Raw genomic sequence first — 17,518 nt, 5'->3', positions numbered from 1 at the left:
AATACCGGTATGCTTTTTTTCAAAAAACTTCTATTGTCAAATATCATACCTCACCTCCTCTGCTCTTGTCTGCTTTCTCATCCCTGCTTCCAAATCGCGGCAGTGAACTCAGTCCAATGAGCAAAAAGAGAAGTCCAAGTGCCAGCGGGTAGTAGAAATACTCGCTTCGTTGTCTGATCTTCACCTCTCCCTGCTCCTGCATTTTATATTTGGCATGGATCACATCGGCAAGCTTTTTCATATCATCATTACCATTCCCCGCAACAACAAAGGCACCGCCGTTCTCTTTGGCAAGGATACCCAGCGTATCATTTCGCTGAGTAATCGCAATAGTGCCATCTTTGAGCTTCATCGGTTTCGCATCAGGCCCGATAACCGGTGCTCCCTGCCTGGTTCCCACAAGCACTACATAGAGATCTATATCGTTCGCCTTGAGAATATCTGAGAATCCTGCGATCGCCTCTTTGTCTCCACCGTCGGTAAAGAGTACAAGTATTTTCGGTTTTTTCTTCTCAAGCAGCGTTGCTGCCAGATCGCCGAGAGCCGAAAAATCAGTCGAGCCCATATTGATATAGGAATCATCGACCCCTTCAACCATCATCTTCAGTGTCTCTTTGTCACTGGAAAAGGGTGCCAGTACAAACGGAGAGTAGGCAAAAGCCACCACACCCACCTCATCACTCGGCATTGCGTCGAAAAATGACATCATCTTCTTTTTGGCAAATTCCAGACGGTTTGGATATACATCTTTACTGCGCATTGAACCGGAAATGTCCAGTGCACTCAACACCGTCAACCCCTGCACCGGTACTGTCTTTTCACCTTCATCTACCACAGGACGTGCCATGGCGACGATCATAAAGAAAATGCCGGTAAACAGAATGACATTGCGAAGACGCTGAGGCATACTTTCGTCTCCTGCACTCAGACGTTCAAGTACCTTGGCATCAAAAATACGAGAAAGACGCTCCTTATTGGTTGAGACCAACACCGCAAAGAGTACAAACGGTACGATCATGATCCAAAACAAATAGGGGTAAACAAACTCCATCAGTACACCTCCTTTCGGAGGTTAGTGAAGAGTGAAGAGTGAAGAGTGAAGAGTGTCAGTATGCGTTGCTGCGCAACGCCTTTATTCAATAAAGGCTTTTTACAAAAAAGCATACCACAATTTCTCATTCCCAATTCCTCATTTCTCATTTTATATCCCTCTTTGGTTTCTAAAGTAGATGAACAGCAGCAGGCTCATGATGGCCAGGAAAAGCGGATAGATATACAGGTAGGTATGCTCTACCACTTTTTTGTTGTTCAGCTTCGTTGCTTCAAGCTTATCGATCTCGTCATAGATCCTGCTCAGTGTCGTTGCGTCTCTTGCACCGAAGGCTTCACCTTTACCGGCTTTTGCCAAAGCTGTAAGATAAGATGCATCATAGTCTCTGGGACCGCCTATTCCAATGGCATAAAGCTTGATATCTCGCTTTTCAATCATACTTTTAACATCAGGGAAAGGCACTTTACTCATGTTGTCAATACCGTCTGTCAGTAAAATGACGATCTTGCTTTTGGCTTTACTTTTGCTCAAAAGGTTATATGCCTGTACCAATGCATCATTGATTGCCGTTCGTTTTCCTGCCATACCAAGCTTTTGCATTTTGGTAATACTGGTCAGAAACTCTTTCTCAAATGTCAATGGCGAAGCAATGAATGCCACATCGGCAAAGGTTACCATTCCGATACGGTCATTCTCTCTTTTTTTGATAAAGTCTGCTACAACCTCCTTGACTACATCGAACTTGTTCTTAAAGATATCACTGGGATCAAACCCTTGCTGACGCATCGAATCGGAACTGTCAATGACCAGTACGATATCACGTCCCTCTTTTTTAGAGTTGGAGTAACTCTTTGTAATCACCGGTGAGGCCAGTGCAGCTACTGCTGCAACGATCCCTATCCATTTCAGCCAGTTAAGCAGTCTGCTCTTATGACCATCGCTTCCGATCAGTGTAGCCACATGGGGAAAAAAGATTGCCCTGCTGCGCTCCCTGCACCACTTGGCACACAACATAAAAAGCAATATCACTAAAAATGCTAACGGATACTCAAAACTAAATTGACTCATCTGCCACCTGCACAAAAAGATTGAATTGGTTCAGCGTATCCTGATCGACTGCATCGACCTCTTTTTTATATTTGTATTTTTCCAGCATTGGCTCAAGCTGGGAAAAAAGCTCTTTCCTTCTCTCATCAGTTGCCAGAAGCCTTGCATAGTATGTCGCCTCATAAGCTGCCTTTTTACTCTCACTCCAGTCAATTGCTTTGAGTCTGGCAAGATACCCTTTGGCAAGATTAATCCTGCGGTTCTCCCACAGCTTTTTGAAAATAAAAAAGAGTATGGCGAGTACCAGCAGGATACCAAAACCGATCATCCCCCAATAGATATAAAAACTGCTGTCAGGGATCTTTAGTAACGGCTTGATATCCCGAAGCTGTGCAGTAATATTGGCCTCTGCAAGAGCCAATGTAGTGAAGAGCAGAGAGTGAAGCGTAAAAAGTCTTGGTATGCTTTGCTTCTCAAAGCGTTTCTCATTTCCCATTTCTAACTTCTCATTTCTCATTTTCTCATTCCCTTCATCAGTTTGATCACTGGATCATCATGAGTATATATCTTTGTAAAACGTATTCCCTGTTTCTTGAACTGTTCATAAAGTCTGTGATCATTTTTCAAAAGTGCTTTTTTGTAATTTTTAAGCGTACCAGTATCGATGTTACCTTCAAAACTCTGTTTGGTTTCCATATCGATCAGACGCAGATATCCCAGTTCACTCGGATCCTCTTCAAACCTGTCACGTACCATCACAGCAAAAACATCATGCTTCTTACTGAGCAGCTTCAGGTCTATCTCACCTACAAAATCGGAAATAATGAAAAGCAGCGCTTTCTTCTTCAGACGATTGTTCAGTATCTCTACCAAAGCCTGATAGTCCCCCACTTTCCCAAGCGGATCGAACTCAAGCACCTCTTCGATTGCTTTATGCACTGAGAAAAGCTTTTTACTCGGCTTGCTTAGTGTATAAAGCCTGTCTGCAAAAATCATGTGTGAAAACAAGTCAGCATTCCTGACAGCAGAGAATCCAAGTGTTGCCACTACTTCTGCCGCAATATCAGACTTCTGCTTCACTGTTCCAAAATACATCGACCCGCTCATCATCGTTACAACTACGACATTAAGCTCCCTCTCCTCTTTATAAACCTTGACAAAGGGCTTTCCAAGTTTAGCTGTTGTCTTCCAGTCGATTTTACGGACATCATCTCCGTAAACATACTCTCTTAGCTCGGCAAACTCAAAACCTTCACCCTGAAATAACGAGGCATTGTTACCCAGCATGTCTCCGTAAACCTGCTTCCGGGTTTTGAGTACTATCTTTTTTGCTACTTTATTCATCAGGACACCTCCGTTTGAGGTGAGTTAATGGTGAATAGTGAATAGTGAATAGTTTCGGTTTGCGTTGCAAGGCAACGCTTTTATTAACTATAGGCTTTTTGCAAAAAAGCATACCAAAATTCCTCATTCCTAATTCCTCATTCTTCATTTGATCTTTCTTGAAGATCACGGAATCGGCACCGCTGCCAGTATCTTCTCGATGATCTGATCCTGCGTTACATCTTCTGCCTGGGCCTCATAGCTCAGGATAATTCTGTGCCTGAGAACTTCTTTGGCAATATAGGCAATCTCAAGCGGTGATACATAATCCTGTCCTTTAAGGTAGGCAATGGCTCGGCTGGCTTTATACATATCGATACTCGCACGCGGAGACGCACCGAATTCAATAAATGCTTCAAGCTCTTCAAGACCATATGCCTTGGGATCACGTGTTGCTGCAACCAGTTCAATGATGTAACGCTCCACCTCTTCATCCATGTGGATATCCATCGCCTCTTTTCTGATACGCTCAAGATCCTCTTTGGACGCTACCTGCTCTATTTGTTCAAAAGAGTTGTTCGCCACACGTCTTGCGATCTCAAGCTCCTCCTCTTTGGTGTTGTAACCCACAACCACTTTCATCATGAAACGGTCAAGCTGTGCTTCAGGAAGCTCATAGGCACCCTCCTGCTCTACCGGGTTTTGTGTCGCCATAACAAGGAAGGGAAGATCGATCTTGAAAGTCTCATCTCCAATGGTTACCTGACGCTCCTGCATAACTTCAAGCAAGGCTGACTGTACTTTTGCAGGTGCACGGTTGATCTCATCCGCAAGCAGAAGATTGGTAAAGACAGGTCCCTGCTTGATCTTGAAGGCGTTATTGGAAGGGTCGTATATCTCAGTTCCAATAATGTCCGACGGAAGCAGATCGGGAGTGAACTGTACCCGTTTGAAGTTCAGCCCCAATGTCTTTGCCATCGCATTGACGGCTGTGGTCTTGGCAAGCCCGGGCACCCCCTCAAGCAGAATGTGTCCACGGCAAAGCAGCCCTGCAAGCAGCCCCTCTACCATCTTATCCTGTCCGACAAGGACTTTGGAAATCTCTTTTCTAATCTCTTGAATGGTTTGACTCAAGGTTCTCTCCTGAATGGTTTATTACCGTACCAATTAAATACCTCAATCTTTGATGCTGCAATTTCGTTCACAGACAAGGCAGATTTTCGCAGGACTAGCCGGAGGCTAATTCAAGAAAATCTAACGCCGTATGTGGGCGAAAGTGCGCACCCTTCGGGGAGAACGATACGAGACAACCTGCACGCAAAAAAATCTTTGAATTACCTACGGGTAGTCCTTCAGATTTTTTCACGCACATCTTGCCTCGTCTCGTTCTCTCAAAGTTTGAGGTATTTAATTGGTACGGTAATATTAACAGGAGTATACTTGAGTGAGGTTAACTAAAATTAAATGTTTTCACTGTTTTGCTTCAGATAGTTCATAGCGGTTGCAATAATGTCATCGTCATCCTTGCTTCGGGCTTTAAGCACAACACGCTCTTTACCTTCCTCTGCAAACTCCATAAAGACATTCTCTCCATAGGATGAAACCTTGGAAATCCCCTGCTGACGTGCAAGTACTTTCATGACCATCACATCAATGAACTGTCGTGTAACAGTATCCGGTTTGCCAAACCGGTCTGCAATCTCTGCTTCGATCTCATAGACTTCACCTGCACTCTCACAAAGAGAAAGACGACGATAAAGTTCAAGACGCAACCTATCCTCTTCGATAAGCTCTTCATTCAGATACGCCTGGATCGAAAGCTTCATATCGATCTGCTGGCTTACCTCCTTATCCTGTCCGCTTAATTCTTTAATAGCATCTTCAAGCATACGCAGGTAGAGGCTGTACCCTATCTGTTTAATATGGCCGCTTTGTGCCTCACCGATGATATTCCCTCCGCCGCGTATCTCAAGGTCATGAAAAGCAAGGACCGCACCGCTTCCAAGATCGGAGTGTGTCTCGAGTGCAAGCAGTCTTCGTTTGGCATTGTCTGTAAGACGCTCTTTGTCTGTCACCATGAAATAACAGTAGCCCTCTTTACCTCCACGTCCGACACGTCCACGCAGTTGATGCAGGTCGGCAATACCGAAACTGTCCGCCCCGTCAACGATCATCGTATTTGCATGTGGCATATGAATACCCGATTCGACAATGGAAGTAGAGAGCAGTACATCATACTCCCCATCCTCAAATTTCAGCATCTCATCTTCGGTCTCTTTTGCTGAAATCTTGGAATGGAGCACAGCAATACGAAGTTTTGGCAAGATATCAAGCAACTGTTTTTTCTTCTCTTCGATCCCTGCAATAGAGTTGAATACATAGAAGATCTGGCCACCACGGCGCAGTTCGCGCAAGATCGCCTCTTTAATCACTTTGTCATCATAACTTTTTACAAAGGTACGTACCCCCTGACGTTCAGTCGGAGGTGTAAGAATCTCTGAAAAGCTTTTGACCTGTGAGAGTGCCATATTGAGTGAGCGGGGAATAGGAGTCGCTGACATAGAAAGCAAATGCACATCAATACTCATCTCCTTGAGTGCCTCTTTCTGCTTGACCCCGAACTTATGCTCCTCATCGATCACCACCAGGGCAAGACTCTTAAACTTTGCCTTAAGCAGCGCATGGGTTCCCACCACCACATCGATACTGCCTTCAGCCAAACCTTTGAGTACGCTGTTTTTCTCTTTGGTCGTAGAGAAACGATCGAGTTTGGCTACGGAGATCTCTTCACCGTAAAAACGCTCCTTGAGACTTTTGTAGTGCTGTGCACTCAGCAGCGTGGTCGGTGCGATCATCATCGCCTGATAGCCGTTCTTTACTGCAACAAATATTCCGTTCATCGCAACTTCCGTCTTTCCAAAACCAACATCCGCTGAAAGCAGTCTGTCCATCATACGACCCGACTGCATATCTTCAAGCATTTCAAAGATTGCCCGTTCCTGATCTTCGGTATGTACAAATCCCGCTTTGGACATAAAGAGAGCATGCTCTTCAGGGGTTTTCAACACAATTCCCTTTTTGAGATGACGCTGTGCCGAAAGATTGATGATCTGGCTGGCGATTGCAAAGAGTTTCTCCTTGACCTTCTCTTTAAGCTTTTTGAAGCTTGCCTTGCCCATACGGTCAAGAACCGGAAGTGCCCCGCCTTCTGCTACATAGCGGTCGATGACCTCAAGATTGCTTACCGGAATGAGCAGCGTATCTTCATTCTGGTACATAATGGTTACAAACTCCGAAGTTGCCCCCAGGACTTCACGCTTTTCAATGCCCCGAAAGATCCCTACACCATGGTTCTCATGTACTACATAATCACCCGGTTTGAGCTCATCGAGAATAATTGTCGCTTTTTTGACCTTCTTTCGCTTAAAAGGTTTATTCAGTGAAAGAATAAGTCTCTCCTGTCCCAGGATATTGACTATACCATCCTGATAAACAAATTCAATATTCTCAAAAAAGCTTAATTGCGAACCGCGGACGATACTTTCATTCTTTGCCAGGATCGTGATCTGCTTCCCTTTATGAGATTCCAGTAGTTTATTTGGATCGACCACTTCAAGATCACGGTACTTTGTAGCCTCAGGAATAATTGGTAACAGGAAATGTTTACGCTCTACCATCGGTCTGTCAAGTTCGTAGATCTCCTGTAGCTCTTCATCAAGATTAGCTGTCAATATTGCGTCAAACATTTCAAAAGCATTTTGTGCAAGATCATCAAGATGCCATAGTCCAAGCGAATCTATATCTTTCACAAAAGTATCATAAGGACTGTGCTCACACCGATTTCTAAGCGCTTCATGTTCTTCTTTGTCCAATGCCAGAAATGCCGGTGTGATCTCCAGAGACTCCAACTCATCTCCAAGACGTTTTTGGGAGGTTTCATCATAATAGTGAATCGTCTCCACCTCTTCATCAAAGAGTGAAATACGATATGGTTTCTCACTGGTAATAGGATAAATATCAATAATATCCCCACGGAAAGAGACTTCACCCTTTTGTGCGGCAATATCTGTAAAGTGGTATCCCCACTGATAGAGTTTCTCCTTCAAGCCGGGAATATCAAGACTCTCCCCGAATTCAATCATCATACTCTCAAAAAATTCTGCTTTGGGGAAAGGAAGCAACAGTGTTCTTACCGGAGAGACAAGAAGTTTTTTTCTCTTACTTTTGGCATATCCTGCCAGCTGTATAAAGAGTGCCTGTACTTCTTCTGCGTAAGCGCGCAGATCCTCTCCCACACTCACACGGATATCAGGCAGAACAAAAGTATTGTACCCCAGAAGATTTGCTACATCTGAAATCTGCTTTGCCTCTTTATCATCTTTGCAGATTAGAAGGTGTTTACTGTCGGAGTGTTCCAGATACTCGTAAATATTGCTCTGATATACCAATGTTTTACCTTTTTTATCTATCTATTGCTGATCACTTTTGAAAACCAATACTCTTCAAAAATGCCTCTACCGTATAGAACGAACCAAATACCAGATAGTTCTCATTTGGATCTATCTCATAATTAAAAGATCCATACGGCACCCCTGCATGCTGTAATGCATGCTCGATCTTTTCAAGAGTTGCAGCCCGTTGCGAATCAACAAGTATGATCTCCACACGTTTCACTTTGGGTTTTAAAATGCGTAATACTGCTTCACAGTCTTTATCATCCAGTGAGTTATAAACAAGTACTGTCTCAGACTGCATCGACCTGACAATCGCTTGGGCAGCCAGCGGATTGTGTCCTACATCGATACGTATATTCTCTGTCAGAGGATAGAATCTTCCAAAGAGTTCAAGATCATAAAGATCATTGATATCATACGGAATACCCAATATCTCTAATGCTTGCAGTGCAACCATGGCATTATCAACAAGATACTCACCCCATCTCTTTTTCACAGCAATTTCATGCAACAGTGCCATCTTCTGAACGCTGAACGCTGAACGCTGAACACTAAAAAGCTCTGCTTTTTTCTCTCCGGCAATCTGTTGCGCAACTTTCACTGCCTCATCATAAGGCTGCGGTGCAAGCAGCACACTTTTTTGAATACTGCGAATCTTTGTAGCTGAGATCTCTTCAATAGTATCTCCCAAAAATGCCTGATGATCGATCCCGATAGGCGTTATGACACTCAACTCTTTGTCACAGACATTGGTCGCATCAAACTCTCCGCCAAGTCCCGCTTCAAGTACCATTAGATCACACTTTTCAAAAACGACAAATGACAAAAGCGTAGTATATTCAAAGTAGCTTAGCGCCTCACTCATCTCTTTACCAAGAATTGCATAGAGCTTTTGATGTGCTGCTTCCAGTAGCTCATCGGAGGCATCTTTGCCATTTAGCCATATTCGTTCATTGAACTTCAGAATATGCGGTGAAGTGTAGTGCCCGACAGAAAATGAGGAGTGGTTGTTGCCAGCCTGCAGCGACCCTTCATCATCCATCCCTTGCTTCCAGGCGAGGTAGGCAATCATACGGCCGGTTGAACCTTTGCCGTTGGTACCGACAAGATGCACGGTTTTGGGTCGTCTGATATGGGGTTTGAGTATGGCATAAGCATGATGCACCCGCTCATGGTCAATCTCTTTGTAGTAAAGCGGTTTTTCATCCAAAAATACATTTAGTGATGCCGAACACGCTATCGGTTTCTCATTACTCATTTACTATCCAGCATTCCCTTGGCACTTGCATAAGCCAGGAACTCATCCATCGCTTTTTCCAATCCTTTTCGGATCGCCTCGATCCTTAGTGTTGAAGAGCTTAGAGAACTTTCCTGAATATCTGATTCATGGATTGCAGAGATCGTTTTGCTCAGCTTTCCTTTTTTCGTCACCATATCAAAGCGTACATCTATATTGGCACGATATCGTGTCACATATCCGTCTGTATAGGTAAGTGGTGTAAAACTGCTCCCTGCATAGCTAATATAGATTCGGCTCTCAGCTGTCTCTTTTGATGCAACATGCCCTTTGAAACGGTTGTAGACAATACGGTTCATCTCATCCTTGAGAAAAGGAGCATTTTCCGGTTCAGCCCTGTCCACATTCACTTCCACATAAACGGTGTCGGCAAAAAGATTTTGAATCGCATGGGAAGAAGGTTTGTAACCGCAAGCGGTTAATAGCAGCAGTGCTGCCATTAAAGTGAAGAGTGGAGAGTGAAGAGTGGAGAGTGTCGGTTTGTTTTGCTGCGCAAAACCTTTATTTGATATATTCATGCTAATACTCCTCTATTCAATAAAAGCAAAACCTGCTTTTGCATACTTTCACTCCTCACTCTTCACTAACTTGGCTTGACTGCCAAGTTAACCAGCTTGTTCGGCACTACGATCTCTTTAACGATCTGCATTCCCTGCAACCACTTCTCTCCCGCCTCTTTGGCAGCAGCCAGTATCTCATCACTCGAAGCAGCTGGATCAACCTCGATCTCAGTTCGCTTCTTTCCTCCGATCATCACAACATAGAGAATGCTCTCCTGTATGAATACTTCATCCTTTACTTCCAGTTTGGCAGTAAGGTTCTCACGGTTAAAAAGCTGTTCACTGAGCTCTGTTGTCACATGCGGAATGATCGGTTCAAGCAGATTGAGCATAATATACATTCCCTCTGTCCAGACATCTCCATTCTCCTGTTTATCCAGCGCATTAAGTGCTTCCATACAGGCTGCAATCAGTGTATTGAAAGCAAACGTGTTTTCATAGACATCTGTTGATTTCTGTAATGCTTCATACACTTTGACACGTGCCAGCTTGCTTGCTTTGCTGAGTGCTCCGTGATCTATGTGTGGCAGAGTATTGCCTGTCACCCTTGACTTCCTGTCATAGAGTTTTTTAATAAATTTGAACGCTCCGTCTACGGCAGAATCATTCCACTCCAGCTCTTTTTGCGGCGGTGCAGCAAAGAGAATAAAGAGACGAGCCGTATCGGCACCGTACTTCTCTACCAGAGCATCCGGATCAACGGTGTTTCCTTTTGACTTGCTCATTTTGGCACCATCCATCAGCACCATTCCCTGGGTCAGTAGTCTGGTAAACGGTTCATCGATATCATGATAACCAAGATCACGCAATACTTTCGTAAAGAAACGTGCATAGAGCAGATGAAGGATCGCATGTTCGATCCCGCCGATATACTGATCAACTCCCAGCCAGTAATTCGCATCCTCTCTCTCTATACCTGTCTCTTCCCATTTTTTCGGATTGGTCGCATAACGGAACTGGTACCAGCTTGACTGCACAAAAGTATCAAGCGTATCTGTTTCTCGTTCTGCCTCTTTCCCACATTTTGGACACTTGCACTGTTTCCAAGTCGGATGATTATCAAGGGGGTTCCCTTCACCGGTAATCTCTATATCTTCAGGCAGAGCCACAGGAAGATTCTCTATCTTTTCCGGTACAAGTCCACAGGCATCACAATGTATAAACGGAATAGGTGCTCCCCAGTAACGCTGACGGCTTACCCCCCAGTTTCTCAATTTGTAGTTGGTGGTCCCTTTGCCTTTGCCTTCCTCTTCTATGTAATTGATGATAGCGACCTTCGCCTCTTCATTCTCTAGACAGGAGAAGCGATCACTCTCGATCAGTGCTCCGTTCCCGGTATACGGCAGTTCCTCTCCCCCTTCAATCACACGTTTGATCGGCAGGTCATATTTGGTTGCAAACTCATAGTCACGCTCATCGTGTGCAGGAACCGCCATGACCGCTCCACCGCCGTAGCTTGCCAATACAAAGTTCGCTGTCCAGACCGGAATCTCTTCCCCTGTCAACGGATGAATCACAGAGATACCAAGAGGATAGCCCTCCTTACCCTGCTGTGCACGTTCTACTTCGGTCATGTTGCTGATCTCTTTGATCTTTTCTGCAGTCTCATCCTCCAACAGTCCATTCTCGATCAGATATTTGGTGATTGGATGTTCCGCCGCCAGTGCAGAGTAGGTCACTCCGTAGATCGTATCGGGACGTGTTGTAAAGACAGTATAACCTTCAAAATGACCACCAAGTTTTGCTTTGCTCTCTTCAGTCAGTTCAAATACGAACTCAAGCCCCTGTGATTTCCCGATCCAGTTACGCTGCATTGTAATGACCTGGTGAGGCCACTTCCCTTCAAGCTGCTCCAGATCTTCAAGCAGTTCATCGGCATACTTGATGATATCAAGATAGTATCCCGGCATCTCTTTCAGCTCTACAGGGTTGTCACAACGCCAGCAGCATCCTTCCTCTACCTGTTCATTGGCAAGTACTGTATGACAGCTTTCACACCAGTTTACCGTGGTCGACTCACGGTAGAGAAGACCCTTTTCAAACATCTCGATAATGAATTTCTGCTCATGTTTTGTATAGAGTTCATCACAGGTGGCAAACTCCCGTGTTTTGGAAAAAGAGAGTCCCAGTGTACTCAGCTCTTTCCTCATATAGTCGATATTACTGTAAGTCCACTCCTTAGGGTGTCTTCCATGCTTGATTGCCGCATTCTCAGCAGGCATACCGAACGCATCCCAACCAATGGGGTGCAGTACATTAAAGTTCTGTTTTCTATAGTACCTGGCAAAAGCATCACCTATCGCATAATTACGTACATGTCCCATATGCAGACGGCCGCTTGGAAAAGGAAACATGCTCAAAATATACTTTTTCTTCTGTTCATGCGAATCACTCGGCTCGAATGCCTGTTCTTCATCCCATTTCTTTTGCCATTTGGCTTCAACCTCACTTGGATTGTAACTCATAGTTTCTCACTTATCGTATAGTTATTTAATTAGCAGGATTATAGCGAAGATGGGGTTAGAGATGAGTATATATAGCCGTCATTCCTGATTTGACCATATCATTACCGCGATGGGAATAGCCATAAAATTGTTTATACCAATCAAAAGTAAAAATAGAATACAATATAGCATTAAAAACGAGGAGTATATGTGTCATTGGCTTTAGCAAGAAAATATCGTCCCTCGACCTTTAATGACCTGATTGGACAAGAAGCAGTTTCACAGACACTCTCACTTGCGCTGGATAATCAGAGGCTCTCCCATGCCTACCTTTTCTCCGGGCTGAGGGGAAGCGGTAAAACCTCAACAGCACGTATTTTTGCCAAAGCCCTGCTCTGTGAAAAAGGTGCAAGTTCACAACCATGCGGGGAGTGCACACACTGTATCATGGCAGCAGAGAGTCGTCATATGGATATTATTGAGATGGATGCTGCCAGCAACCGTGGAATTGATGACATTAAAGACCTCATAGAACATACCAAGTACAAACCAAGTTCGGCACGTTTTAAGATATTCATCATTGATGAAGTGCATATGCTCACCAATCAGGCATTCAATGCTCTGCTCAAAACACTTGAAGAGCCGCCTGATTTTGTCAAATTCATTCTGGCAACAACCGACCCGCTTAAACTGCCGGCGACCATTCTGTCACGCACCCAGCATTTCCGCTTTAAAAAGATCCCTCAGCAGCTGGTCGAGAAACATCTTGAGCACATACTTAACCTTGAAAATATAGGATTTGAAAAAGAAGCCGTCGAGATTATCGCACGAACGGGGGCGGGAAGCCTCAGAGACTCTCTTACCCTTCTGGATCAGGCCATCGTCTACTCACAGAACTTTGTTGATGTTGCTACGGTAACAGGAATGCTGGGAATCATAGAGCCGACTCTTTTGGAGAAACTACTGGGCGATATCGTCCAAAAAAAGACCAGTGCTATTTTAGATTTCATTAGAGATACTGCTGACTATGAAGCAGAGATGATTCTTGATGAACTGACACTCTATCTCAAGAGTTTGCTGCTTGAAAAAAGCGGTAAACTCAGCCCAATGATCATAGAGCGTTTCTTTAGAACCATTGCCGAGTCGAAAAACCTTCTTTCCCTTGGAAGTGACGGTGAATTCGTACTTTCATTGACTCTTTTCAAAATGATGGAAGCACTTCAGATCAAAGATATAGATACTATGATCAAAGGCTTGGAAAGGGAACTTAAAGGGGTTGAGATAAGTGAAATCATGGTAACTACACCGACACCTGACCTTTCCGTTCCCAAAGAGGTAATCACAATCACAGAGGAGGAGATTCTCGCTCCCGTTGAAAGAGAAAGCCTTCAGAATTCAGGGTTCAGTGTTCAGGAAAACCAGACAAAGCAGCAAACTTCTACAAAGCAGGGTATCTCAGTACCTACGCAAAAACCGGAAACAAACAATGTATCAGTAGATCAAAGTGCTTCAGAGGCACTTCAGTCAGTTGTCTCCACTCCGACAGCCATTGTAAAAGAACAGAAAGAGACAGATAGTGCCGATTTATCAAAAATGGAAGAGCCTCCCACTTCTGCACAACCGCCTGTTACAGAAAAAAAAATGGAGATAAAAGAGGAACCACAGGCTCCTGTACACCCTCCTCAGAATCCTGAGCGTTTAACACTTAATACTCATCTTTTTGACAATCTTGTCAAAAAGATTTACGACCGTAACTATGATCTTGGAAGCTGTTTTGAGCGCAATATCACTTTTATAGATTTTACTGATAATACATTGACATGGGAGTCAACAGCCGAAGGAGCTGACAAAAAAATACTGATCAACCACTGGGGTCTGGTCAACATGTTTGTCAAAGAACTCTTCGGATTTGAAACAAAGATCAAAAATATCGCTAAAAAAAAAGCTGATACAGGCAACAGTGGGCAACTAACAGAAAGTGACGAAAAGCCAGACAATACTTCAAATAAAGTACTTACAGTAGCTGAGCACGGCAATACACCTGTGGGCACTGAAAAGGCTCCGGTCGTTCACAATGATACTGATACAGCATCCATGATTGAGGAAGTTGAAATGAAAAGCTCCTGTATCGCTCCTGAAGCAGGTGAAACAGAAGCGGCAAAAGAAAAAGATCCCTCAACACTTTTGGATGAGCCTATGATCAAAACAGCCATGGAACTCTTTAACCCCAAAAAAGTACGGATCAAGCGAAATACATAAATGATCAAGAAGAGAGAACAACTGCATTCTAAACTTTTCTTATATCCTAATTCTTAATCCCGAAATATGCATTAGGTGAACTTTGAGTGATTCTAATGCATATTTCGGATTAATATTTAAGCCTCTCTATCAATCCAGGCCGGAGTAGTTATCTTTGGTCTATCATCATAAACCTTCACTTTCTCCGCCTTGATACATCGCCCTTGATCATCAAGTTCAAATACTATCATCTGAAAGATTGCCTTACAGGTATCAGGAATATCATGGTGCCCTCCCAGACCGGTTAAAAAACGTTTCAAAGGAACCTCCTTATCCATACCAATCACACCATCCCTGCATCCGGTAAGTCCCACATCGGTCACATAACAGCAACCGTCTATAATCATAAGATCGTCACTTCCCACGTGGGTATGCGTGCCCATGAGCGCTGAAGTATCCTCTTTAAGCATATGTAACAGCGCATTTTTTTCAGAGCTTGCTTCTGCATGTATATCAATAATAATATGTTTGATCCCTTCTGCTTTCAAAGAAGCGACAACAGAGGTGATCATCGTAAAAGGATTATCTGCCATAGGCATTGTATAGTGTCCCATAACATTCAAAACTGCAACATCCTTACCCTTGATCCTGGTATGGAATATGCCTTTCCCTGGAGCAGCATCCGGATAGTTCATAGGACGGATGAGCGGATATGTTTCAAAAAGGCCGAAGATCTCTTTTTTATCAAAACTGTGATTGCCTCCGGTCATCATATCAATACCATAACCCAGCAGTTCTTCACAGTTCTTCTCTGTCAGACCGAAGCCATGGGAAGCATTCTCATAATTGGCAATGACAAAATCAAGGAAGTGTTCCTGACGGAGGCGTCGGAGGTGCTGCTTGATCATTAAACGGCCGGGTTTGCCTACAATATCCCCTATAAACCCTATCCGCATTACAAATCTCTTCTGAACGCTGCGCTCTTAGCGCTGAGCGCTCTCCCCTGCAAACGGAAGCAAAGCACTTGCCCAGGTGAGTCCGCCGCCAAAGGTATCAAGCAACATCAGATCTCCGGTTTTGAGACGTCCTGACTCATAAATGTCATTGATCGCCATTGGAATGGATGCTGCCGAAGTATTACCATACTTATGGACAGTTAAAACCACTTGATCTTCACGCATTTTCAATGCATCACCTACCGCTTTGATAATACGGTAATTTGCCTGATGTGGTATGAAGTAGGGAATATCATCTGACGCGATCCCATTCTTCTCCAAAATCTCTTTGACATCTTTGGTTAAGGTCTTTACGGCCAGTTTAAAGGTCTCATTTCCTTTCATCTGTACATACTGCAACCCCTCATCCAATACCTTCTGGCTGACAGGGTTAATGCTGCCGGGTGCCGGTGTTACAAGGAAGTCTGCGTAAGAACCGTCCGCACTTGCATGAATATCGATAAATGCTTCCTCTTTATTGTCTGTGGCGGAGATCACTGCTGCCCCGGCTCCATCACCGAAGAGGATGCATGTACCCCTGTCTGTATAGTCCACAATCGAAGAGAACTTTTCAGAACCGACCACCAGTACATTTTTTTTCATACCCGACTCTACAAAAGCTTTTGCGACTGAAAGTGCATAGACAAATCCACTGCATGCAGCTGAAATATCAAATGCCTGCACATTTTTGATACCCAGCTTATCAGATATGATGCATGCTGTTGAAGGCATATTGAAATAGTCAGGTGTTACTGTTGCACATACAACAAGATCTATATCATCACTGCTTAATCCGGCACGTTCTATTGCAGTCTTTGCCGCTTTCGCACCCATATCACTGGTATACTCATCCTCTGCAGCGATATGACGTTCTTTAATCCCGGTACGTTTTGTGATCCATTCATCGGTCGTATCTACCATCTTTTCAAGGTCTTCATTGGAAAGGATCTTTTCAGGGACATAAGCTCCGATAGACCGGAATGAAGCATAGGGAGGTGTAGTAGGTGACATCGTTATCCTTGAGCCGTAAATTCAGACTCTATTTTACCATAAGTTTCTAAGATTTGAGGAGAAAACGGAGAATAAAAGTATGATGCAAAAGGGCAAAAAGCCCCTTGTTTATGCATTTTCCGTAAGAAGTGTCTCGATCTCTTTGTTGACATCCGTTTGTGTAAAGCGTATTGCCTGAAAGATCGCGTTCTTGATTGCTTTTGCATTTGATGCACCATGGGAAATGATCGCACATCCGTTAATACCAAGCAGTGGAGCACCGCCGTATTCATCTTTGTCAACCTCTTTTTTCATATTGACAAACACCTTCTTTCGCATCATCAATGCACCGATCTTTGCAGGAAGGGATTTACGTATATACTGTTTCATCAGGGCAAAAACTGTGGTTACGACACCTTCACTTGTCTTGAGGAGAATGTTTCCGGTAAATCCGTCACATACCACCACATCGACATTACCGTTAAAAATGTCTTTCCCTTCTACATTTCCGACAAAACCTCGAAGACCTTTCAAAAGCTTGAATGCCTCCTTGGTGAGTGCATTGCCTTTAGTCTCTTCCGAACCGTTCGATAGCAGTCCGACACGCGGATTTTTTACATCCAGTGTCTTCTCTACATATGCTTCACCCATAGCACCGAACTCATAGAGATTCTGAGGTGTACAGTCTGTGACTGCACCAACATCCAGTACAAGCGTTTTGTTGTTTCCAAGACTTGGCATCAATGTCGCCAATGCCGGTTTGGAAATATGCGGCAAGCGCCCTATCCGAAGTGTTGCCAGAGTCATGGTCGCACCGCTGTGTCCGGCAGATACAACTGCATCAGCCTCTTTGTTGCGTACCAGTTCAACCGCTTTATAGATCGATGAGTCCTTACGCTTTAAGGCATTCGTTGCCTGATCCGCCATATCGATCACATCAGATGCTTCAACAATCTCTACTTTGTTAATGTAGTATTGGGGGAGGAGTGAAAGAATTTCTTCTTTGTCTCCCACCAAAACAGGAAGGAAACTTTTCTCTTCAAGTGCCTGGACAACACCTTCAATAATGGGTTCAGGACCAAAGTCCCCACCCATCGCGTCAATCGCAATCTTTATCAT

The 17,518-nt window shown here is 44.1% G+C and carries 13 protein-coding genes; 1 reads left to right on the top strand and 12 read right to left on the bottom strand.

Features of this window, described 5'->3' with window-relative positions; translation table 11 throughout:
- Positions 1-43 precede the first annotated feature (43 nt).
- The 9 genes from IMZ28_RS02115 to leuS form a co-directional block, all read right to left on the bottom strand.
- On the bottom strand, positions 44-1,051 hold the full coding sequence (locus IMZ28_RS02115) for a vWA domain-containing protein (RefSeq protein ID WP_197548996.1): 1,008 nt from the start codon (positions 1,049-1,051) through the stop codon (positions 44-46).
- A gap of 150 nt (positions 1,052-1,201) precedes the next feature.
- The gene (locus tag IMZ28_RS02110; protein ID WP_197548995.1) at positions 1,202-2,119 is read right to left on the bottom strand and encodes a vWA domain-containing protein; all 918 of its coding nucleotides are present in this window, start codon (positions 2,117-2,119) and stop codon (positions 1,202-1,204) included.
- Positions 2,106-2,615 carry a hypothetical protein gene (locus tag IMZ28_RS02105; RefSeq protein ID WP_232087498.1) on the bottom strand — a complete coding sequence of 170 codons (510 nt, stop codon included), beginning with the start codon at positions 2,613-2,615 and terminating at the stop codon, positions 2,106-2,108. Before IMZ28_RS02105 ends, IMZ28_RS02110 begins: the two co-directional genes overlap by 14 nt.
- Positions 2,612-3,442, bottom strand: a complete 831-nt coding sequence (locus tag IMZ28_RS02100; RefSeq protein ID WP_197548994.1) for a DUF58 domain-containing protein — start codon at positions 3,440-3,442, stop codon at positions 2,612-2,614. The genes IMZ28_RS02105 and IMZ28_RS02100 overlap by 4 nt, the downstream gene beginning before the upstream one ends.
- Before the next feature lie 165 nt (positions 3,443-3,607).
- On the bottom strand, positions 3,608-4,555 hold the full coding sequence (locus tag IMZ28_RS02095; RefSeq protein ID WP_197548993.1) for an AAA family ATPase: 948 nt from the start codon (positions 4,553-4,555) through the stop codon (positions 3,608-3,610).
- Between the two features lie 326 nt (positions 4,556-4,881).
- Positions 4,882-7,869: a transcription-repair coupling factor gene (gene mfd, locus IMZ28_RS02090; protein WP_197548992.1), complete on the bottom strand. Its 2,988-nt coding sequence runs from the start codon at positions 7,867-7,869 to the stop codon at positions 4,882-4,884.
- 31 nt (positions 7,870-7,900) lie between these two features.
- A complete protein-coding gene (locus tag IMZ28_RS02085) occupies positions 7,901-9,133 on the bottom strand; it encodes a bifunctional folylpolyglutamate synthase/dihydrofolate synthase (RefSeq protein ID WP_197548991.1) in 1,233 nt (410 codons plus the stop codon).
- Entirely contained in the window at positions 9,130-9,690 is a 561-nt protein-coding gene (gene lptE, locus IMZ28_RS02080; protein ID WP_197548990.1) for an LPS assembly lipoprotein LptE, read from the bottom strand. Before lptE ends, IMZ28_RS02085 begins: the two co-directional genes overlap by 4 nt.
- A gap of 65 nt (positions 9,691-9,755) precedes the next feature.
- Positions 9,756-12,197 (bottom strand): leucine--tRNA ligase, encoded by a 2,442-nt coding sequence (leuS, locus tag IMZ28_RS02075; protein ID WP_197548989.1) that lies wholly within the window; start codon positions 12,195-12,197, stop codon positions 9,756-9,758.
- Between the two features lie 189 nt (positions 12,198-12,386).
- Between leuS and IMZ28_RS02070 the strand changes: the two genes are divergently transcribed.
- Positions 12,387-14,435, top strand: a complete 2,049-nt coding sequence (locus IMZ28_RS02070; protein ID WP_197548988.1) for a DNA polymerase III subunit gamma/tau — start codon at positions 12,387-12,389, stop codon at positions 14,433-14,435.
- A gap of 116 nt (positions 14,436-14,551) precedes the next feature.
- On the opposite strand, the gene IMZ28_RS02065 is transcribed toward IMZ28_RS02070, so the two are convergent.
- The 3 genes from IMZ28_RS02065 to plsX form a co-directional block, all read right to left on the bottom strand.
- Positions 14,552-15,370, bottom strand: a complete 819-nt coding sequence (locus IMZ28_RS02065; protein WP_197548987.1) for a TIGR00282 family metallophosphoesterase — start codon at positions 15,368-15,370, stop codon at positions 14,552-14,554.
- A gap of 27 nt (positions 15,371-15,397) precedes the next feature.
- A complete protein-coding gene (locus IMZ28_RS02060; protein WP_197548986.1) occupies positions 15,398-16,420 on the bottom strand; it encodes a beta-ketoacyl-ACP synthase III in 1,023 nt (340 codons plus the stop codon).
- 108 nt (positions 16,421-16,528) lie between these two features.
- Positions 16,529-17,518, bottom strand: coding sequence for a phosphate acyltransferase PlsX (gene plsX, locus IMZ28_RS02055; protein ID WP_197548985.1), 990 nt, complete (start codon positions 17,516-17,518; stop codon positions 16,529-16,531).

It is taken from the genome of Sulfurovum indicum (genome assembly GCF_014931715.1).
Lineage (GTDB): Bacteria > Campylobacterota > Campylobacteria > Campylobacterales > Sulfurovaceae > Sulfurovum > Sulfurovum indicum.
The sequence above is the reverse complement of the archived record's forward strand: the minus strand, read 5'-3'. Positions and strand labels throughout refer to the sequence as shown.